Source organism: Paenibacillus silviterrae (assembly GCF_030167925.1).
Lineage (GTDB): Bacteria > Bacillota > Bacilli > Paenibacillales > NBRC-103111 > Paenibacillus_G > Paenibacillus_G silviterrae.
Genome location: NZ_JASKUT010000001.1, coordinates 1888358 through 1907149, shown reverse-complemented (window position 1 = coordinate 1907149; position 18792 = coordinate 1888358). Strand labels below are relative to the sequence as shown.

Genomic DNA, 18792 nt, shown 5'->3' with positions numbered 1-18792 from the left:
TTTTTGTGATAGTTGTTTACTCTCTCGCATTACATATATAGGGGGCATCTGTTCCTTCTCATGAGCATTCCTTAGTAGGATTGCACACCTTTTTTTGGTAATTTCTCTGAAAGATGTCGGAAAAGCAGGATTTTTGACTATGTGCAACGAATCTTACACTAGAGTCGATTTATTCTAAATATTTTTTAAAATGATACCGCAACTTTTCTACTCCCCTAACAGTAAAATTAGTAACGTCACTGGGAGTAAGCAGGAATCACAAGGAGGGTCGCAAGTAATGACCGATTCCCAGTTGATCAGAGAGATCAAGGACGGCAACGTTCAGCTCTACGACGAATTGATGCGCCGATATGAACGCAAAATATTGGCTTTTATATATCACATGCTGAAAAGCTCGCAGATGGAGTCGCTGGCCGAAGACCTCTGCAACGAGACCTTCTACAAGGCGTATCGCAGTCTTCACTCGTTTCGAGAGGTGGAGGCAACGTTCTCCACTTGGCTGTACACCATTGCGCGCAATACGGTGTTAAGCGAGCTGCGCAAGCATAGGAGCATTAAGGTTTCCTTGGAGGAAAGCGGCCATACGCCGCAAACATCGTTAGATACGCTGCCGGAGCAAACCGTGCTTCGCAACGAGAAGGTGTTAATGGTCAGGGATGCGATCAACAATTTGCCCGAGAAGCAAAGATCCGCGTTGATTCTGCGTGAATACGACCAGCTCGATTACCAGGAAATCGCGAATATATTAGGGCAAACCGTAAGTTCGGTCAAATCGTTATTGTTTCGAGCCAGAGCCAGTGTGAAGCTGCAGCTTGAGCCGTACTTTGTGGAACCGATCTTGGAGGAGTACGAGGGGATGAACCGGAGATGAAATGCGAGGATATTCAAGAATTGTTCGCCGAATATTGGGATTTGAATGAGCGTGATTTGAAGCGGCAGGCCGTGGACGAGCACATCAAGCATTGTGTACAATGTGCCGAGGAATTCGAAATGTGGCGGGAGAGCGAGGATCTGATCAAATCGGTAACGGAAACGATGGGAACAGAGCGGCAAGCGCCGATCATTTCAGAGAGCGTGATGAAGCGTATTTATCAAGACGAGTCCTGGAGAGTTCCGGTAGGCGACAAGCTGTACCATTTCTCCTACAAAATGCGCAGAAACGTTACTGCTGTCGTTGCCTTCTGTCTGACCTTGTTCATTTTTACGTTTGTTTTTTCGGCAGCCGGTGGCTTTTCGTCCGATACCGTGGCAAGCCAGCAATCGTCCGTCTTCGGACGGCTTGGGGAGCCTGTCGTGATCGCAGGAAGCAGCGGGGATTCGATGAATGTGCACTCCATGCCGACGGCGGTGGCCAGTCTCAAGGGTTTCAACGAGCCGTTTATGTATAAAGTAGGACCTATTCAGACCGTGAAGGATTACATGATGTTTTTGTCGCTGCTCGGTCTAACATGCACTTTGCTCATTATGAACTGGCTTTCGCGAACCCGCTCGTAACGATAGGCGGTTGACCCCTTGCGGAGGGGTTTTTCTTTTTTAGCCTACTTATCCTTTAAGAATAGGAGCAAAGTCCATGATTCAGCTCGGATTGATTCGTCACGGTACAACGGAATGGAATTTGGAAGGCAGAATGCAGGGACAAATGGACACGCCGCTGGCCGAGGTGGGCAGGGTTCAAGCCAAGCTGCTTGCGAATCGGTTGAAACACGAAGCGTGGGATGGGATCATTGCCAGCGATTTGATGCGAGCCCATGAAACCGCGCTAACGATTGAGAAGGTCACAGGCGTTCCTTTATTAGGTGTTGACGCCCGTCTTCGGGAACGAGCCTTCGGTCAGCTGGAAGGGACTACGGTTCAGGACAGGATAGCCAAATGGGGAGAAGACTGGCGCGAGCGGGAGCACGAGCTCGGTCTGGAAAGCGATGATTCCCTGCTGCAGCGATGGGATTCGTTCGTTAGCGAAACGGAGCAGGTCCATCCCGGCAAAAAACTGCTGATTGTCAGCCATGGGGGATATATCGTACCGGTGATTACCCGTATCCTGCAGGGTCCCCTGGAGGAGCATCTGAACAATACTTCCCTAACGGTTCTCTATCGCAACGAGAAGCAATGGGATATTCGTTTGCTTAACTGTACCTTGCATTTAAATGAGCTAAGCACATAAATTTCGCTTTGTAAACGTCTGTTACCCGGGAATTCCGGCACAGACGTTTTTTTCATTTTCTCGTGAAATACCGTTTAAAACCGGAACATTTTCCCATAATGGGTAGTAAGAACAACCTTTCAAGAAAGGAGAACGCCATGAATTTAGCCGATATGCTCAGCTATGCCGATATCCATGACTTGAGCCGTATCGCAAGAACGTATGAGTGCGAATGCAACGGACATTCCAAAAATGAGCTGATCCAATCCATCTTATCGACCGTATGCCGGAAGGACGTATTCGAGCGGCAGGTGGATGATTTGACCATGGAGGATATCCGATTTTTGAATTCCCTGATCTTCGACCCACGCGGCGCTTTCAGCCTGGAGGAACTTATCGCGCGGGTCCAGCAAAGCCGGTTTGTCAAAGATGAATCTGGAGAACCATGGAACCCAAGGGACATGATTAGCAGGTTTAAGCAGCGCGGCTGGCTGTTTAACGGGTATTCCCAACAAACGAGATATTTGTTCGAGGTCCCGGCCGATTTAAAGAAAAGGTTCGTTTCGGCTTTGGCAAAGCAATTTCAACAGCGTCTGATCGAGACGGAAGAGCCTGCGGTTTATCGGGACGAGCAGCAGCTGATTGTCGAGGATATCGGAAACTTCCTTCGCTTCCTGCGCAATCAGGAAGTGATGCTTACTGCAGAGAATGTGATGTACAAGCGGAATCTTCAGCAAATTCTGGAGACGTTGTCCGTTCGGGAAGAGCTGGTCCCCAAAACGGCCTGGAGATTTGGCTACGGAAGAATGTTTCGGGATTACCCGAATCGCTTTTCCTTCATTTACGACTATTGCTATTACAACGATTTGATTACCGAGCATAATCAGGTGCTGGCGTTAACGGAGCTCGGAAAGGCGAGAGTGGACGAACGGCAAAAGGAAGATCTGCTTCAAGTGTACCGCTTCTGGTTGAGGCTGTATAAAGGCGCCATCCCCAACTTGCAATCACTGGTACAATGGCTGGATAAGCTGGCCTCCCGCACATGGGTAACGGCCGCGTCGTTAAAGGAAGCGATCGGCCCGCTCATTCGTCCGTTCTATTATGACAGCCCAGACTCCATATTGGAGCAAAGAATTTTGCAAATGATGATGCATTTGGGACTCGTGAGGATCGGAGAGGATGAAGCCGCAGGCAGGGTCGTCCAGGTGACGAAGCTCGGCTCCAGTTTGATTGCAGGCATCTATGTTCCGGACGAGGACAAGATTGTGATCCCCTTTGACAACCCGTAAGAAAGCCTGCTACAATCACTCCAAAACTTGGAGTCGAAGGAGTGTTCGTCATGCTGCACAGCTATAATGGGATCTTCCCCAAGATTCATCCGTCGGTTTATCTCGCCCCCGGAGTTCAGATCATCGGGGATGTGACGATTGAAGAAGGCGCGAGCATTTGGTTCAATACGGTATTGCGCGGAGATCTCGCTCCGATTCGAATCGGCCGGCGAAGCAACATTCAGGATGGCTGCGTAGGTCATGTGAACACGGATCAACCCCTGATAGTCGAAGAGGATGTTTCCGTCGGACACGGCGCCATCATTCATGGCTGCCTTATAGGTAAAGGCACATTAATCGGGATGGGGGCGATTATCCTTAACGGCGCCACTATCGGTGAATATGCTTTAGTAGGTGCCGGTTCGCTTGTGACGGAAAACAAGACGATCCCCTCCCGTACATTAAGCTTAGGCTCACCGGCCGCCGTCGTACGCGAGTTGAAAGAATCCGACCTGGAGCGGATGAAACGGACGACTGACGGCTACGTGCTTCGCGGAATAGAGTACCGGGAGCAGGGCGGGAATCGGCAAGCTTAAACAGACTGGCTGGCTGTATCAAGTAACATTATATGAGTTCGTATTCTTGACCCGGTTGGAGGTAGGATTCATGGGCAAAATGAACGTATCTAACGACGTGATGCTGAGCTTGTTTGCGGAAATGGTGCTCGATGAGGCGCTGCGAAGGCATAAGGAGCAATATTTGTACAAGGAAATCGATCAAGCGTTAGCAAAGGGAGACGAGTCTGCGTTTCTTGCCTACACTACTGAGCTGAAGTCACTGCGCTCCCTGGGACCTCAATAAGTGTTATATAAAATAGGCGTTTTCTTGAAAGACATATGAAGCGGATTCATATGTCTTTCTTTGTGTGCTAAAGTAGAGGGGACTAATGTATAGCAGGTACGTAGGAAGGAGCAGAGAGAAACTATGAAATTCAGCGATATTGAAGAGCAAGGCTGGGCCGAGCTTGCCCCCTTTCTGGACACTTGCTTGCTGCCGATCACGGGTATGACCGGAGCGGAGCAGCCGTGGGAAGCTACGCGGGCCTTGGAGGAGCTTAGAGACGCACTTGACGGGCTGGAACAGCCGTTTAAAGGCAGGGTGGTCACATATCCAGCCCTTCATTATTTGCCCGAAGGTGAGGCGGGGGAGCTGCTGCTCGGCAGGCTGTGCGACAAGCTGCGGAGCTCCGGCTTTCGATATGTGGTCGCCGTTACCGCCAAGTCGGAGGAGGAGCTCCCGCTCTCGAGGGGAAATCGCGATCTTCTTCTTCGCGTAACGCCGGAGGAGCTGGGAACGGCGCCCCAGGACACGAAGCGCAGGCTGATGGAAGAAGTAACGGGTCTATGGGCGGGAAAACAATCCTAAACGTCTCATGTATGTTTCGTGGGAATATTGTTAATTCTATGTAAGCAAACAGGCATTTTCTGTGAGCAGGACAGTTGTGACAATTTCGTTAAAAGTAGTCTTAGAGCTTGCGGTAATGGTGGGCAGAGACTATTCCCAATCCTTGACGCACTAGGTGTCGTAAGCTATTATTAGTAATGTCCTAAGTATATGGTGTAAAGTTATGTCGAACGACTGATATATGTTGCAAAAGGGGGTAGAACGAGAATGAACGATCACACGAATCAAGATTCGCAGCATCAGGGTCAGAAGCCGGTGAAACGTCGCGAGATGTCCAGGCGGCAGTTTCTTTCCTATACCCTTGGCGGAGCCGGTGCCTTCATGGGAGCCGGAATGTTAGTCCCAATGCTTCGATTTGCAGTAGATCCTGTCCTTCAACCGAAGACAGCTGCAGCATGGGTGAAGGTTGTGGAGGAGTCAAAGGTCACAGCGGAGCCGAAATCTTTCAAATTCAAGATTCATCAAGTGGATGGCTGGTATGAGAGCGATCCTGAGCTTGAAGCTTGGATTTCCAAAGGCGCGGACGGCAAAATCTTCGCTTTGAATCCAACATGTAAGCATCTTGGCTGTACTGTTAACTGGAACGGAAATCCGGAATTCAAGGATCAGTACTATTGCCCTTGTCACGGCGCGCATTATACCGCTGAAGGCAAGACTCTTGCAGTAGCTCCGGTTTCGCTTGACGAGTACGAAGTGAAAGTGGAAGGCGGCTTCGTCTACGTCGGTCAATTGGGGCCGAACAAGAGGCACAAATAAGGAGGCGTAACATCAGATGTTTAAAAACGTCTATAACTGGATCGATGAACGTCTTGATATCACGCCGATGTGGAGAGACGTAGCGGACCATGAGGTTCCGGAGCACGTTAACCCGGCGCATCACTTCTCCGCTTTCGTTTATTGCTTTGGCGGATTGACATTCTTCATCACAGTTATTCAGATTTTGTCCGGTATGTTTTTGACGATGTACTATGTGCCGGATATTATTAACGCATACGCAAGTGTCGACTACCTGCAGCACAAGGTAGCATTCGGCGTCATTGTACGCGGTATGCACCACTGGGGAGCGAGCTTGGTTATTGTTATGATGTTCTTACATACCCTTCGGGTTTTCTTCACAGGCTCTTATAAAGCGCCTCGTGAAATGAACTGGGTTGTTGGAATGCTGATTTTCTTCGTCATGCTGGGTCTTGGTTTGACAGGCTACCTGCTTCCGTGGGATAACAAAGCCTATTTTGCCACCAGCGTTACGCTCAAGATTGTAGAATCCGCACCGCTGATTGGACCATATGCCAAATCCTTCCTGCAAGGCGGCGAGATTGTCGGGGCCCAAACGTTAACGAGATTCTTTGCTTTGCACGTGTTCTTCTTGCCTGGCGCTTTGCTGGCGCTGCTCGCCGGACACTTCTTCATGATCCGCAAGCAAGGGATTTCCGGTCCTCTATAATCAAACCGATCTTGACAATGTAAGTTTTCGATTCGAGAAAACGAAAAGGAGGGGCAAATCGTGGCTCACGGTCCTAAATCTGACGAAAAAATTGTTTATGTTGGAGATTCCCGCGTGCGTGTCAAAACGTCGCGCCCGGTGCAACCTGATTTCTCCGCATATCCCGGAAAGTCGGAAGTCTTCATTCCGAACTTCCTTCTGAAGGAATGGATGGTAGCTGTCGTCGTGCTGGTCGGTATTCTTGTATTGACTATGTCCGAAGCAGCGCCGCTAGGTTATCCGGCGGATCCAACGAATACGGCATTTATTCCAATGCCGGACTGGTACTTCCTGTTTATGTACCAGCTTCTTAAGTACCCGTATACTTCAGAGGGCTACTTGATTTTTGGTACGGTTGCTATTCCTGGTATCGCCTTTGGATCTTTGCTTTTGGCTCCTTTCCTGGATACGGGGAAAGAACGACGCTTCTATCGTCGTCCGATCGCTTCTGCTCTTATGCTGCTTAGCTTGGTTGCTGCAGGTTACTTGACCATTGTTTCTTGGTCTCACTACCAGCACGAGCTGAAAGATAAAAACATCATCCCAGAGCACATTAAACGTGAGCAAGAGGCGCATGCAGCAAAAGGACAAGGCGGCAGTGAAGGCGGCGCACCGAAGAAGCAAGCGGCTGCTTCCATTGTTGCAGCGGATGATCCTGCTGCTGAAATTTACAAAAAATCGACTTGCGTAGCATGTCACGGCGGCGAATTGAAGGGAATGCCTTCCAATGGAGTTCCGGCGCTTCGCGGCGTAGGCGACAAGCATGACAAAGCTGCGATCTTGAACATCATGAAACAGGGTGTAGGCAATATGACAGCCCAATATGAAGCGAATATCAAAGGCGGCTTAACCGATGCCGATATGGATAAGCTGGCCGACTGGCTCGCTCGTCAAAAGAAATAAAACACCAAACCTGGTCGCTAACTCTGCGGTCAGGTTTTTTTAAATGAAGCTACGGGAGGAACCCCCTTGTCGCAATGGAGCTTGTCATACTTTTTCTCAAAAGAATTTTTAGGAAGCAGATGGATGCTGTGGGGGCTCTTCTGGACCAATCTGCTAGGAACCGCGTACGGGTACATATGGTATGGAAATCAGCTGAAATTTACGATCGAATTTTACCCGGCATGGCTGCTGCCGTTCGTCCCGGATAGTCCGACAGCAAGCTTGTTCTTTACATGGTTTCTTTTTTATTTGCTTATTTCCGGATCGAGGGAAAACGAAAACCCCTTCGAGGTCAAGAGAGGAAGCGGACTGCGAAGCTTTGTTGAGGCGTTTGCGGTCGTGACTTCCATTAAGTATGGCGTATGGGCGGTAGCCATGATCTTCTGGGGAGCTTCCCAGGGAGATCCGCTGGGCTGGCAGGATTGGATGCTTTCTATATCCCATCTGGGTATGGCGGCCGAAGCGCTGCTGTATTGGCGTTTCTTCCAATATCGCTGGCCGGCTATCCTTTTGGTTGCGGTTTGGACGTTTAGCAACGATTATATGGATTACGGAATCGGAATTTACCCTTGGCTGCCTGATGTGCTTGAGGATGATCTCAGCCAGATTGCCGCTTTCTCAATCGGCTTAACGGTTGTTTGTGTTATCATAGCGGTGCTTTTGTGGATTTGGCGAGAAAAGAGCCAAGCAGCATCTAGAAAGTCGGTCTAAAGTCGGACATCCCCCCATAGGATGAAGTTAGGAGGGGATGTCCGATGTTTTTTGCGATGAGGAGAAAGTGGACGGGCCTAATCGCTGTATTGGCTTTGGCTTCTCAGGTATTGATCGGATGCGGTCAAGCTGTGAGGTCGGAAGGGGAGGCTGCTCCGAAGCCTAGTCAGGAGCAGCTGCAGCGTGTCGAGCTGCTGAATCAAACGGCAGATGAAATGTACAAAAAAGTAATGCAGGGGGATGTGGCCGGCGGCAAGGTCGTTCTTCAGCAGCTTAGCGATCAAGTAACGCAAATTCGGTTTGAGGGGATCACTTCGTTAGAAGGGATCAATGCTTTGACCGAAACGGTTACGGAGGCCAAAAAGGTTTTTAACGCAGCTCAGTTCAGTCAAGAAGAGGGACAGGTGTCTACCGCTAAGATTCGTCTGGCCACCGATGCCTTGACTCACACCAACAATCCGATGTGGCTTCAGTATTACAAGCTGCTCCTGGAAGATGTGGAAGGTTTGGAGTCGGCAGCGAAGAATCAGCAGAAGACGGAGCTGCAAAAGGTGTATCGGAATTGGGAGCAGCATTATGGGATTATACACCCAAGCCTCTTGATTAGCCGGAATCCGTCCGATGTGGAGAAGCTGGACTCTCTTACCGTCTTCATGAAGCAGCAGGTCCTGTCGGCTCAGGATCCGTATACGCAGATGCTGCAAATCCTTCCGCAGGTACGTCAGTCATTAGACAAGCTTTTCATGAAAAAGGAGGCTACCGCCTACTTGCCGATGGCGGAGCCGCAGAACCCGATTCTTTGGACATTGACGATAGGGTCCGTCATTCTGGCAGCGCTCATTTTTGCCGGCTGGCGCCTTTCGAAGAAGGATGACGGTCTAGTAACCGTCCGAAAGCCGGAAGAAGGCTGAACTGATTACTCGGGCTTAAAGCCCTCACCCACGACGTCGTGAACCTCATCTATGATGATGAAGGCACGAGGATCGATCGATTGGATGAGGTCTTTAAGCCTTTTCATTTCATTACGGGAAATCACGCAGTATACGAGATATTTGGATTGCTTCGAATAGGCGCCGATGACGGGAAACAGCGTGGCTCCTCTACCCAGCTCCTTATGTATCGTTTCGGCAACACGGTCCGCGTGGTCGGTAATGATGGAGAACGCCCTTGCCGCGTAAGCTCCTTCGATGATAATATCGATCATTTTGGTCGTAATAAAGACGGCAACGAAGGTATATAGTATTTTTTCCTTCGGAATGAAGAAGAACGAGGCCCCGATAACCAGCGCATCGAAAGCAAGAATCACCTGGCCCATGCTCCAGCCCATCAGCTTGTTGCCGATGCGGGCAATAATATCAGACCCGCCTGTAGTGCCCCCGTACCGAAAAACAATCCCAAGACCGATCCCCAAAGTAAACCCTGCATAGGCTGTTGCCAGAAAGTAATCTGTTTCCGTACGAAACGGAACGATCCAGCCTTTATGAATGGAAACCTCCATTACCCACAAGAAGAAGGATACAGCCAGCGTGCCGACGATTGTATACAGCAAGGAGCTTCTTCCAAGGATTTTCCAGCCGAGAATAAACAGCGGGACGTTCATTACTAAGGTTGTAGCCGAAGGAGGAAGGTGGAAAATATAATTCAGCAGAAGTGCAATCCCTGTTATACCGCCTTCCATGAGCTCATTGGAAATGACAAAGTAATGTAGCCCAAAGGCATAAATAGCCGATCCTAGCAAAATAGGCAAAATATTTTTTATTTTGGACTGCAGCGATTCCTGACTCATGAAGCCTTTCCCCCAAACGTATCTATTGTCGGCATGGTTAGTTTGCCAAGTCACGTCAAAAAAAATTTGTCTTTTCCCCTCGTTTTGCGTTAACATGGTGTAGAAACTTATTTTCTTCAAGTAGGTGGGTGTTGTATCCCTAATGAATGATCGTTCGTTAAAGGACCTCCAAGCGGAGGTAGATCAATACATATCTCAGTTCAAGGAAGGCTATTTCCGTCCGATGACGATGCTGGCCCGAATGACGGAGGAAGTCGGCGAGCTGGCTCGCGAGGTGAATCACCAATTCGGCGAGAAGCCGAAGAAGCCTACAGAGGCTGACAATTCCATCGAGCTGGAGCTCGGAGACATTTTGTTCATTACGATGTGCTTTGCGAATTCGCTGGGCATCGATTTAACGGAGGCACATGACAAGGTCATGCATAAATTCCGCACCCGGGATGCCGACAGATGGACGAAAATTAACACCGACAGCTAGTCTCCTTCATATGCTGTACCATCACCCTTTTTCAGGTTATGCTTCCGAGTGAAGCTTTCCCTAAGGGAAAGGACCAAGGAGGTGATGGTTTTATGAATGGAGAAGAAGCGATCAGAAAAGCGTATGCATCCATCCTTATGCACGATTTCGAGCAAGCCATCGCCTGGTTCGAGCAAGCGATTCAATTAGACCCGAGCAATGCAGTTTATCATTATAAACTATCTATAACCTATGCTAGAAGCAATAAGCTGGAGCGTGCCATTCACCACGCGGGACGTGCAATGGAGCTGGAGCCGCGGGATGAGCACTATCAGTTTCATTATCAGCAGCTGCAGGCAAGGGAGCGTGTTCGACAGGCTGAGAAGCTGCTGGAGGAATCGGAAAACGGACATTGGATGGCCGTCGCATTGCTGCAGGAAGCCATTAAGCTGGATCCTCTTGCGTTAGAGGCATTTCTGCTGCTTGGTATTGCGAAGGCGCAGCAGCAGGAATTCAGCGATGCGATCCAGGCGATCAAGGAAGTATTGAAGCTGGATCCGCAGCATAGTCTTGGCAGTCGGTTATTGGCCGAGTATCAGAGTAAGTGGAAGCAGTATATTGAACCTATATATCCCAAGCAATCGTAATTGGAAAGGAACTGGTCAAACGCATGAGTCCAATCAAAGTAGCAGTAGCAGGCGCAACCGGCCGTATGGGCCGGGAGGTTGTCAAGCTTGCTCTAAATGATCCGGAATTACAATTGGTAGCGGCTGTCGGACGGTCCCAGAGCCTAGAGCTGGATGCCGGACGAATGGTCGGGCTGGATCCTTGCGGCGTCCTTATAAGTAGTGACCTGGAAGGAGCCCTGGTGGAATCGAAGCCAGACGTTCTGGTTGACTTCACGACGCCGCAGACCGTATTGTCCAACGCCCGCCTGGCGATAAAGCATAAGGTTCGTCCCGTACTCGGGACGACGGGCTTTACGCCCCAGGATATCGAGGAGCTGGACAAGCAATGTAAGGAACAGGGCATCGGGGGGCTGATTGCACCTAACTTCTCCATTGGCGCGATTCTGATGATGAGGTTTGCTCAGCAGGCGGCCAAGCATTTTCCGCATCTCGAAATTATCGAGTATCACGGAGACCAGAAGCTGGATGCGCCTAGCGGTACCGCGATCAAGACGGCGGAGCTGATATCGGAGGCGCGCGAGGAGCTGCGTCAGGGCAATCCGCAGGAGCACGAAACGCTGGAAGGTGCAAGGGGAGGCTATTATAACGGGTTCCGAATACATAGTGTCCGTTTGCCCGGAGTATTTGCCCAGCAGGAGGTCGTCTTCGGCGCCTTCGGCCAAACCTTGAAGATTCGCCATGATTCCTATGACCGTGCGGGCTATATGCCGGGCGTTAAGGTTGGAGTACAGAAGGTTATGGAATACACCGGTATGGTATATGGCTTTGAACATTTTATAGAGTAGAGGAAGGAGGACCAAGCGTTCCGGTATCGTGCCGGAAGCTTGTCCTCGCTGTGCAGGAGGCGAAGGTAATGGGGATGAAGATAGCATTAATCGCACACGATCGTAAAAAAGAAGAAATGGTCAATTTCGTCATTGCCTATGAAACGGTGTTTGAGCATCACCAGCTCTATGCCACGGGAACGACAGGTACACGGATCATGGAAAGCACAAAGCTGAATGTGCATCGATTTATGTCCGGTCCTCTTGGCGGAGATCAGCAGATCGGCGCTTTGGTGGCGACCAATGAAATGGATTTGATCATCTTCCTGAGGGATCCGCTTATGGCACAGCCGCACGAACCGGATATCATTGCACTGCTGCGTCTTTGCGACGTTCAGGGCATTCCTTGTGCTACGAATATTGCCACCGCCGAGATTCTTGTCAAAGCGTTGGACCGCGGAGATTTTGCCTGGAGAGAGCTTGTCCATAAATATAAGCCGGGGGCCATAGAATAATGGAAACCCTTGATATTCTTATTTTCGGGGCGCATCCGGATGATGCGGAGATCGGGATGGGCGGAACGATTGCCAAACATACCGAGGCGGGGCTGAAAGTGGGTATCTGCGACCTTACCTTGGCGGAAATGTCGTCTAACGGTACTGTAGAAAGCAGGCAAATGGAGGCTCAAGAGGCTGCCAGGGAGCTTGGACTGGCTATGCGAAGCAATTTGAAGCTGCCGGACCGCGGCTTGTTCCTTACACCGGAGTTGATTGAACGGATTGTCGCAGAAATTCGTAAATGGCGGCCGCGGCTCGTGTTCGCTCCTTATTGGGAGGATCGTCATCCGGATCATATCGCATGCAGCAAGCTCGTTCAGGAAGCGGTGTTCAATGCGAAGCTTCGTCGTTATAAACCGGAGCTGCCCGCGCATACCGTAGAAGAGACGTATTTTTATTTCATCAACGATGTATATGAACCGGATGTTATAGTAGATGTGACGGCTGTTTATGATCGGAAAACAGCGGCGCTGAAAGCGTACCGCACACAGTTTGATGCTGCGAAGTCCGGAAACGATTACGTCAATACGCCGCTGAATCAGGGCTACCTTGAACGTGTGGAAGCGCGAGACCGATTGCTGGGTCAGAAGCGCTTGTTTCCTTATGCAGAGGGTTTTGTATGTAAAGCACCATACGTAGTCGATCGATTCTGACATCGGCGAATGGGGGAGGCCAAACCATGAGTAAGCCTAAGGATCGTTTGAAAATCGGGATCACCTGTTACCCTACGCTCGGCGGCTCCGGGGTTGTAGCCACCGAGCTCGGCAAGCTGCTTGCCGAGAAGGGGCACGAGGTTCATTTTATTACGCACAGCATGCCGTTTCGGCTCGGTAAGTTCGACAAAAATATTTTTTATCACGAAGTGGAAGTCAACGATTATTACGTATTCAAATATCCGCCATACGATCTTTCGCTCGCCAGTAAGCTGGCGCAGGTCGCTAAGCTGGAGGAGTTGGATCTGCTGCATGTGCACTATGCGATTCCTCATGCGGTATGCGCGCTGATCGCCAAGCAGATGGTGGGAAGCAACCTGAAGGTTGTGACAACGCTCCACGGAACGGATATCACGGTGCTGGCGCACGATGAGTCCTTAAGCGATCTCATCCGCTTTGCCATCAATGAGAGTGACGCGGTTACGGCGGTTTCGCAGGATCTCATTAAAGAGACACGCGAGTTGCTGGCCATAGATAAGCCGATTGATTTGGGTTATAACTTTGTCGATAAAAGGGTGTATTATCCTCGGGAGGTTGCGGCGCTTAGGAAGGAATTCGCGCAGCCTGATGAAAAAATACTGATCCATATCTCGAACTTCCGACCGGTGAAGCGAGTGACCGACGTCGTCGAAGTGTTCGATCGCGTGCAAAAAGACATTCCGGCAAGACTCCTCTTTGTCGGAGAAGGTCCGGAGCTGTCCAAGGTGTTATGCAAGGTGAAAGAGCGGGGACTCCTTGACCGGGTAACGTTCTGCGGGAAGCAGGACGACGTGGCGCAGCTTCTCTCGCTGGCGGACGTTATGCTGCTGCCTTCGGAGAAAGAAAGCTTCGGTCTGGTAGCCTTGGAGGCGATGGCCTGCGGCGTACCGACCATCGCATCGAATGCCGGGGGGATTCCGGAGCTGATTACGCACGGGGAGACCGGATATTTGGCAGAGATCGGGGATGTGGAGCAAATGGCGGAATACGCCAAGATATTGCTGTCCGACCAGGCTAATTACGATAGGATCAGGGAAGCCTGTCTACACAGAGCTCGCTTCACATTCTGTAACGATATCATTACAAGACAATATGAAGAGATATACTATCGAGTGCTGCAGCGCAGCATGCCGGAGGATTTGCGGTTAAAGCCGATGAACTGTTAACAAAGAAGGAAGAGTGCATGATGGTCGATAAGGATGTCGCTTCCCGGTCCGGACCGCTGGAGCAAGGAGCGATGAAGATTGTAGAAACGCTCACAGATAGAGGCTACGAAGCCTACCTGGTGGGCGGCTGTGTTCGTGACAAACAGCTTCAGCGTCCGGTGAAGGATTATGACATCGCCACCTCGGCCCGTCCGGAGCAGGTGCAGAAGCTGTTTGAGCGGACCATTCCAACGGGGCTTCAGCATGGAACGGTTACGGTGATGATCGGCAAAGAGCCTTATGAGGTCACGACCTTCCGCAGGGAAGCGGAGTATGAAGCTTTCCGTCGTCCGACGGAGGTGGAATATATCGATAATTTGCTGGAGGATTTGCAGCGGCGCGATTTTACGATGAACGCCATGGCGATCAACCGGTCCGGTGAGCTTGTGGATCCTTTCGGCGGACGGCAGGACCTTGAGCGAGGCGTTCTTCGCTGTGTAGGGAATCCGGTGGAGCGATTCGGAGAAGACGCTCTCCGGATTTTTCGCTGCCTGCGCTTTGCCTCGGAGTATGATCTGACCATTGAAGAGGCTACGTGGGCCGGATTGCTGGCACAGGTTCCACTTCTGAAGCATATTGCATTAGAGCGTGTAAGAGCCGAGCTGGAGCGGATGATGGAAGGGAGAAATCCGCAGACAGCGCTTCGCTTACTGATCGAGAGCCGTGCCTTGTCTTTCGTGAAAGAAAAGCTGTTGCTCGCAGATTTGGACAAATTTGAACAGGACCTGCCGCTGCTTGAGGGGCTTGCTTCGGAGCAGAGGTGGGCTTGCTTATACATGCGAATAGGATTGAGCTCGGCGGAAGCGAAGGACGACCTTCACGTGCTGACGTTCTCCAATCAAAGGATTGAAGCCGTAAGCAGGATTATGCTTGCTCAGGAAACGCTCGAGGAGCTGCGTGCAGCACAAACGGACGAGTCTGCAGCCTGGAAGCTAAGTGTGCTTCGTGCAGGTATGGCAGCTGTCCGAGGACTAGCGGCCATCATCGCGAAGGAATCGGATGAAGTGACGGTCTGGCTTGACGAGATGCCGGTAACGGAAATGAAGGAATTGGAGATTACGGGGAAAGATTTAGTAGCCGCTTTTGACATGAAGGCAGGTCCATGGGTGGGCAAGGTGCTTTCGCAGCTGCTGCAGCAAGCGGTCCTGGGCCGACTGGCGAACGAGCGTGATGCGCTCTTGAACGAGGCAAAGGCGGTCTACAGCAAGGTGCAGGTGATACAGACATGAAAGATCTAGTGGAGCTGTTTGAGGACGCAAGCGGCGCTTTTCTTTCCGGCGAAGAGCTGAGCAGCAAGCTGGGCATCAGCAGGACGGCCGTTTGGAAGCAAATCGAGAAGCTTCGCGAGCAGGGCTATCAGTTTGAAGCGGCATCCCGCAAAGGGTACCGGCTGATAACGAAGCCGGACAAGCTCGAGCTGACGGATTTACTGACAAAGCTGACAACCAAGCGGCTTGGCCGAAGCATCAAATTCTACGAATCGGTGGACTCCACGCAAAACGTTGCTCACCAGCTGGTGAACGAAGGTGCGGCCGAGGGGACGATAGTTCTCGCGGATAAGCAAACCGCCGGCCGAGGACGCATGGGGCGCAAATGGCATTCTCCGCAGGGCAAGGGGATATGGGTCAGTATCATTCTCAGGCCGGCTATTCCTCTGCAATTCACTCCCCAGTTGACGCTCTTGGTAGCCGTTGCCTTATGCAGGGCGATTCGTGCGTTCACGGAGCTTCCCGTTGGCATTAAATGGCCGAACGATCTGCTCATCGGCGGCAAGAAAATTTGCGGGATCCTGCTGGAGTCCAGCGCGGAGGATGAAAGGTTAAAGCACGTAATAGCCGGTGTTGGGATCAGCGCCAATCTGGTTGCCGACGATTTTCCCCCGGACATTCGTGAGGTCGCAACCTCCTTGGCGATTGAATTAGGCAAACCGCTGGACCGCACCGAGCTCCTGTGCCGGTTCCTTCTGGAGCTGGAACAGTTGTACGAGCTCTACTTGACGGAAGGCTTCGCTCCGATCAAGCTGCTGTGGGAGGCGCTCAATGTTTCGCTTCATCGGCCCGTCCGTTCCCAGACACCCCAGGGAGTCATTGAAGGCATAGCCGAGAGCATGGACGATTCAGGCGCTCTAGCGGTGAGGCATGCGGACGGGACATTGACCAAAATTTACTCGGGTGATGTCGAATTCAGATGACGTACCCTTCGGATTCTGGTATAATCTGTGTATGCGGCGGCTGTATCCTTTTGAGGAACGGCACGCGGCATAACAGGTTGACCTCGCAATACTGGAGTTACACAACTTCATAGCTTTCGTTTTGAAATATGTCGGATTCTGCTCTGAGCCATTCGGACCGAGACAGAAGGATCATATGAGACTGCGTACATGTGAACCTTTTCGCCTCTTTTTGTAGATGGCCGGAAGGTTTTTTTGCTGTATAGAAATACTATGGATAACCATAGAGGAAGCAGGTGAACGGATGGAAACGCGCAAGCCCATAACAACTTCGAAGCTGAAGAAGATGAAGCAGGACGGACAGCCGATCAGTGTCATCACAGCTTATGATTATCCTTCCGCCCAATTGGCGGAGCAAGCAGGGGTTGACGTCATTCTGGTGGGGGATTCCCTAGGGAACGTGGTTCTCGGCTATGACTCGACGATTCCCGTTACCGTAGAAGATATGATCTACCATTCAAGAGCGGTTACACGGGCTGTGAAATCCACCTTCGTCGTAACGGATATGCCCTTTATGACTTACCACGGGAGCATCGATCGAACGCTTCAGCATGCTGGCAGAATCATGCAGGAGGGTTTAGCTAAAGCGGTGAAGCTGGAAGGCGGCCGAGAAATCGTCCCCGCAGTCAGAGCTCTGGTTCAAGCAGGGATCCCGGTGATGGGCCATATTGGCCTTACGCCGCAGTCCATTCATCAGATCGGCGGGTATAAGGTTCAGGGCAAAAACTCGGCGCAAGCGAAGCAGCTGCTGGAGGATGCTCTTGCCATTGAGGAAGCAGGCGCTTTCTCTATCGTGCTGGAGCTGGTAACGGATGAAATCGCCGAGCTGGTAACGAAACGGTTGACCATTCCCACAATCGGGATCGGGGCGGGAGCCGGTTGCGACGGACAAGTGCTTGTGTTCCATGATGTGCTCGGCTACGCCGCAGAAATTCATCCGAAACGATTCGTCAAAACGTATGCCAACGTGGGAGAAATCGTCCGCAGCGGGATCAGCCAATATGTGCAAGACGTGAAGCAGCGTAAATTCCCTGCACCGGAGCACTCCTTCCATGCCGATGCGGAACTCGCTGGAGCTTTATATGGAAACGAACGGAAAGAGTAGGAGGAACATAAATTCATGCAGGTCATTCGTGCTGTACAAGAGCTTCGAGAGTCTATTCGCACACTAAGAGCCGCGAAAGCGGGAGCAACAATAGGCTTTGTGCCTACCATGGGTTATCTCCATCAGGGTCACGCCTCCTTGCTGGAAGCTGCAAGAGCCCAGTGTGATCTTGTGGTGCTCAGCATCTTCGTCAATCCGCTGCAATTCGGACCGAATGAGGACTTTGACAAGTACCCGCGGGATGAAGAGAGAGACTTGGCCGTTGCAAAGGATGCCGGGGCGGATATCGTATTTTTCCCTCAGGTGCAGGAGATGTACCCGAAGCCGACCAAAACCAAGGTGACCGTAGAAGGGGTTACGGAGCGGCTTTGCGGAGCCTCAAGACCGGGGCATTTTGACGGAGTCGCGACCGTTGTTACGAAGCTGTTCAATATCGTCCAGCCGGATTTGGCGTATTTCGGGATGAAGGATGCTCAGCAGGTGGCAGTGATCGAGCAAATGGTTCATGATCTGAACATGCCGGTAACCATCGTGCCGCGGCCGACGCTTCGGGAAGCGGACGGTCTTGCTTTAAGCTCCCGGAACGTGTATTTGAACGAAGAGGAACGGAAGCAAGCATTGGTGCTGTCCCAGTCGCTTCGCATGGCAGAGGAGCTGTTAGGCGGGAGCTCTGCATCTTCGGTAACCCCATCCCAAGTGGTGGATGCGGTTCGCAGCCATATCGAGACGGCGCCGCTGGCCGTGATCGACTATGCCGAGCTGCTGGCTTACCCATCCCTGGAGCCCGTCGAAAGCCTGAAGCAAGTTGACCGGGTCATCCTGGCCCTTGCCGTAAAGTTCGGGAAAACCCGATTAATTGATAACACCATTATCCGCATATCCTAATACCTCAGGAGGCGATTGCCTTGTTTCGTACAATGCTAAAATCCAAAATCCACCGCGCCACCGTCACAGAAGCCAATCTGAATTATGTCGGCAGTATTACCATCGACCAGGATCTTCTGGATCTGGTGGATATGCTTCCTAACGAGAAGGTTCAGATTGTTAATAATAACAACGGTGCCCGTTTTGAAACCTATATTATTCCAGGTCCCCGGGGAACCGGCGTCATTTGTCTGAACGGAGCCGCTGCACGGCTTGTCCATCCCGGCGATACAGTTATCATTTTATCGTATGTCATGATGACCGAGGAAGAGGCACGCAAGCATACACCTCACATAGCCATCATGGGTGAAAATAATAAAGTAGTCAGTGTACTAAAGGAAGAAATTCATTCCACCATTCTGTAACAAGGAATGA

General features: G+C 51.1%; 24 protein-coding genes. 23 read left to right on the top strand and 1 reads right to left on the bottom strand.

What is annotated here, in order from left to right:
- The first annotated feature begins 277 nt into the window (after window positions 1-277).
- The 12 genes from QMO62_RS08310 (at window position 278) to QMO62_RS08255 (ending at window position 8919) form a co-directional block, all read left to right on the top strand.
- Window positions 278-871: an RNA polymerase sigma factor gene (locus tag QMO62_RS08310; RefSeq protein ID WP_284640203.1), complete on the top strand. Its 594-nt coding sequence runs from the start codon at window positions 278-280 to the stop codon at window positions 869-871.
- Complete coding sequence (locus tag QMO62_RS08305; RefSeq protein WP_284640201.1) at window positions 868-1494, top strand: anti-sigma factor family protein; 627 nt, start codon at window positions 868-870, stop codon at window positions 1492-1494. Before QMO62_RS08310 ends, QMO62_RS08305 begins: the two co-directional genes overlap by 4 nt.
- Before the next feature lie 76 nt (window positions 1495-1570).
- On the top strand, window positions 1571-2161 hold the full coding sequence (locus QMO62_RS08300; protein ID WP_284640199.1) for a histidine phosphatase family protein: 591 nt from the start codon (window positions 1571-1573) through the stop codon (window positions 2159-2161).
- A gap of 137 nt (window positions 2162-2298) precedes the next feature.
- Entirely contained in the window at window positions 2299-3429 is a 1131-nt protein-coding gene (locus tag QMO62_RS08295; RefSeq protein ID WP_284640197.1) for a hypothetical protein, read from the top strand.
- A gap of 50 nt (window positions 3430-3479) precedes the next feature.
- Window positions 3480-4004 (top strand): gamma carbonic anhydrase family protein, encoded by a 525-nt coding sequence (locus QMO62_RS08290; protein WP_284640195.1) that lies wholly within the window; start codon window positions 3480-3482, stop codon window positions 4002-4004.
- A 70-nt stretch (window positions 4005-4074) separates the two neighbouring features.
- The gene (locus QMO62_RS08285) at window positions 4075-4269 is read left to right on the top strand and encodes an IDEAL domain-containing protein (RefSeq protein ID WP_284640193.1); all 195 of its coding nucleotides are present in this window, start codon (window positions 4075-4077) and stop codon (window positions 4267-4269) included.
- A 123-nt stretch (window positions 4270-4392) separates the two neighbouring features.
- On the top strand, window positions 4393-4833 hold the full coding sequence (locus QMO62_RS08280) for a DUF2487 family protein (protein ID WP_284640191.1): 441 nt from the start codon (window positions 4393-4395) through the stop codon (window positions 4831-4833).
- 246 nt (window positions 4834-5079) lie between these two features.
- Window positions 5080-5628 carry a QcrA and Rieske domain-containing protein gene (locus tag QMO62_RS08275; RefSeq protein ID WP_284640190.1) on the top strand — a complete coding sequence of 183 codons (549 nt, stop codon included), beginning with the start codon at window positions 5080-5082 and terminating at the stop codon, window positions 5626-5628.
- A gap of 16 nt (window positions 5629-5644) precedes the next feature.
- Entirely contained in the window at window positions 5645-6316 is a 672-nt protein-coding gene (gene qcrB / locus QMO62_RS08270; protein WP_284640188.1) for a menaquinol-cytochrome c reductase cytochrome b subunit, read from the top strand.
- 60 nt (window positions 6317-6376) lie between these two features.
- Window positions 6377-7258, top strand: coding sequence for a menaquinol-cytochrome c reductase cytochrome b/c subunit (locus QMO62_RS08265; RefSeq protein ID WP_284640186.1), 882 nt, complete (start codon window positions 6377-6379; stop codon window positions 7256-7258).
- 123 nt (window positions 7259-7381) lie between these two features.
- On the top strand, window positions 7382-8008 hold the full coding sequence (locus QMO62_RS08260) for a DUF1405 domain-containing protein (protein ID WP_284640184.1): 627 nt from the start codon (window positions 7382-7384) through the stop codon (window positions 8006-8008).
- 44 nt (window positions 8009-8052) lie between these two features.
- Window positions 8053-8919 (top strand): sporulation protein YpjB, encoded by an 867-nt coding sequence (locus QMO62_RS08255; RefSeq protein ID WP_284640182.1) that lies wholly within the window; start codon window positions 8053-8055, stop codon window positions 8917-8919.
- A 5-nt stretch (window positions 8920-8924) separates the two neighbouring features.
- On the opposite strand, the gene QMO62_RS08250 is transcribed toward QMO62_RS08255, so the two are convergent.
- Window positions 8925-9794: a YitT family protein gene (locus QMO62_RS08250; protein WP_284640181.1), complete on the bottom strand. Its 870-nt coding sequence runs from the start codon at window positions 9792-9794 to the stop codon at window positions 8925-8927.
- Between the two features lie 142 nt (window positions 9795-9936).
- Here QMO62_RS08250 and QMO62_RS08245 point away from each other — a divergent pair, with 142 nt between their 5' ends.
- The 11 genes from QMO62_RS08245 (at window position 9937) to panD (ending at window position 18782) form a co-directional block, all read left to right on the top strand.
- Window positions 9937-10272 carry a nucleotide pyrophosphohydrolase gene (locus QMO62_RS08245; protein WP_284640179.1) on the top strand — a complete coding sequence of 112 codons (336 nt, stop codon included), beginning with the start codon at window positions 9937-9939 and terminating at the stop codon, window positions 10270-10272.
- Window positions 10273-10364: 92 nt separating this feature from the next.
- Window positions 10365-10898: a tetratricopeptide repeat protein gene (locus tag QMO62_RS08240; RefSeq protein ID WP_284640177.1), complete on the top strand. Its 534-nt coding sequence runs from the start codon at window positions 10365-10367 to the stop codon at window positions 10896-10898.
- Between the two features lie 23 nt (window positions 10899-10921).
- Window positions 10922-11725, top strand: a complete 804-nt coding sequence (dapB, locus tag QMO62_RS08235; RefSeq protein WP_284640175.1) for a 4-hydroxy-tetrahydrodipicolinate reductase — start codon at window positions 10922-10924, stop codon at window positions 11723-11725.
- A 74-nt stretch (window positions 11726-11799) separates the two neighbouring features.
- Window positions 11800-12219 carry a methylglyoxal synthase gene (locus QMO62_RS08230; protein WP_284644897.1) on the top strand — a complete coding sequence of 140 codons (420 nt, stop codon included), beginning with the start codon at window positions 11800-11802 and terminating at the stop codon, window positions 12217-12219.
- Window positions 12219-12914, top strand: coding sequence for a bacillithiol biosynthesis deacetylase BshB1 (gene bshB1 / locus QMO62_RS08225; protein ID WP_284640174.1), 696 nt, complete (start codon window positions 12219-12221; stop codon window positions 12912-12914). Before QMO62_RS08230 ends, bshB1 begins: the two co-directional genes overlap by 1 nt.
- Window positions 12915-12940: 26 nt before the next feature.
- Entirely contained in the window at window positions 12941-14119 is a 1179-nt protein-coding gene (gene bshA / locus QMO62_RS08220; protein WP_284640172.1) for an N-acetyl-alpha-D-glucosaminyl L-malate synthase BshA, read from the top strand.
- A gap of 17 nt (window positions 14120-14136) precedes the next feature.
- On the top strand, window positions 14137-15387 hold the full coding sequence (locus tag QMO62_RS08215) for a CCA tRNA nucleotidyltransferase (RefSeq protein ID WP_284640170.1): 1251 nt from the start codon (window positions 14137-14139) through the stop codon (window positions 15385-15387).
- Entirely contained in the window at window positions 15384-16349 is a 966-nt protein-coding gene (locus QMO62_RS08210) for a biotin--[acetyl-CoA-carboxylase] ligase (protein WP_284640168.1), read from the top strand. The genes QMO62_RS08215 and QMO62_RS08210 overlap by 4 nt, the downstream gene beginning before the upstream one ends.
- Window positions 16350-16632: 283 nt before the next feature.
- Complete coding sequence (gene panB / locus QMO62_RS08205) at window positions 16633-17493, top strand: 3-methyl-2-oxobutanoate hydroxymethyltransferase (RefSeq protein ID WP_284640166.1); 861 nt, start codon at window positions 16633-16635, stop codon at window positions 17491-17493.
- A gap of 15 nt (window positions 17494-17508) precedes the next feature.
- A complete protein-coding gene (gene panC / locus QMO62_RS08200) occupies window positions 17509-18378 on the top strand; it encodes a pantoate--beta-alanine ligase (protein ID WP_284640164.1) in 870 nt (289 codons plus the stop codon).
- A 20-nt stretch (window positions 18379-18398) separates the two neighbouring features.
- Window positions 18399-18782, top strand: coding sequence for an aspartate 1-decarboxylase (gene panD, locus QMO62_RS08195; protein WP_284640162.1), 384 nt, complete (start codon window positions 18399-18401; stop codon window positions 18780-18782).
- The last annotated feature ends 10 nt before the right edge of the window (window positions 18783-18792 follow it).

Excerpts from the sequence above, each read along its gene's own strand:
- QMO62_RS08280 (WP_284640191.1), top strand. The coding sequence starts at position 4,393 with ATGAAATTCAGCGATATTGAAGAGCAAGGCTGGGCCGAGCTTGCCCCC.
- QMO62_RS08230 (WP_284644897.1), top strand. The coding sequence starts at position 11,800 with ATGAAGATAGCATTAATCGCACACGATCGTAAAAAAGAAGAAATGGTC.
- QMO62_RS08255 (WP_284640182.1), top strand. The coding sequence starts at position 8,053 with ATGTTTTTTGCGATGAGGAGAAAGTGGACGGGCCTAATCGCTGTATTG.
- QMO62_RS08245 (WP_284640179.1), top strand. The coding sequence starts at position 9,937 with ATGAATGATCGTTCGTTAAAGGACCTCCAAGCGGAGGTAGATCAATAC.
- panB (WP_284640166.1), top strand. The coding sequence starts at position 16,633 with ATGGAAACGCGCAAGCCCATAACAACTTCGAAGCTGAAGAAGATGAAG.
- QMO62_RS08290 (WP_284640195.1), top strand. The coding sequence starts at position 3,480 with ATGCTGCACAGCTATAATGGGATCTTCCCCAAGATTCATCCGTCGGTT.
- bshB1 (WP_284640174.1), top strand. The coding sequence starts at position 12,219 with ATGGAAACCCTTGATATTCTTATTTTCGGGGCGCATCCGGATGATGCG.
- QMO62_RS08240 (WP_284640177.1), top strand. The coding sequence starts at position 10,365 with ATGAATGGAGAAGAAGCGATCAGAAAAGCGTATGCATCCATCCTTATG.
- panC (WP_284640164.1), top strand. The coding sequence starts at position 17,509 with ATGCAGGTCATTCGTGCTGTACAAGAGCTTCGAGAGTCTATTCGCACA.
- QMO62_RS08215 (WP_284640170.1), top strand. The coding sequence starts at position 14,137 with ATGATGGTCGATAAGGATGTCGCTTCCCGGTCCGGACCGCTGGAGCAA.
- QMO62_RS08260 (WP_284640184.1), top strand. The coding sequence starts at position 7,382 with ATGCTGTGGGGGCTCTTCTGGACCAATCTGCTAGGAACCGCGTACGGG.
- QMO62_RS08250 (WP_284640181.1), bottom strand. The coding sequence starts at position 9,794 with ATGAGTCAGGAATCGCTGCAGTCCAAAATAAAAAATATTTTGCCTATT.
- QMO62_RS08300 (WP_284640199.1), top strand. The coding sequence starts at position 1,571 with ATGATTCAGCTCGGATTGATTCGTCACGGTACAACGGAATGGAATTTG.
- QMO62_RS08305 (WP_284640201.1), top strand. The coding sequence starts at position 868 with ATGAAATGCGAGGATATTCAAGAATTGTTCGCCGAATATTGGGATTTG.
- QMO62_RS08275 (WP_284640190.1), top strand. The coding sequence starts at position 5,080 with ATGAACGATCACACGAATCAAGATTCGCAGCATCAGGGTCAGAAGCCG.
- QMO62_RS08285 (WP_284640193.1), top strand. The coding sequence starts at position 4,075 with ATGGGCAAAATGAACGTATCTAACGACGTGATGCTGAGCTTGTTTGCG.
- QMO62_RS08310 (WP_284640203.1), top strand. The coding sequence starts at position 278 with ATGACCGATTCCCAGTTGATCAGAGAGATCAAGGACGGCAACGTTCAG.
- QMO62_RS08295 (WP_284640197.1), top strand. The coding sequence starts at position 2,299 with ATGAATTTAGCCGATATGCTCAGCTATGCCGATATCCATGACTTGAGC.
- qcrB (WP_284640188.1), top strand. The coding sequence starts at position 5,645 with ATGTTTAAAAACGTCTATAACTGGATCGATGAACGTCTTGATATCACG.
- bshA (WP_284640172.1), top strand. The coding sequence starts at position 12,941 with ATGAGTAAGCCTAAGGATCGTTTGAAAATCGGGATCACCTGTTACCCT.
- QMO62_RS08210 (WP_284640168.1), top strand. The coding sequence starts at position 15,384 with ATGAAAGATCTAGTGGAGCTGTTTGAGGACGCAAGCGGCGCTTTTCTT.
- dapB (WP_284640175.1), top strand. The coding sequence starts at position 10,922 with ATGAGTCCAATCAAAGTAGCAGTAGCAGGCGCAACCGGCCGTATGGGC.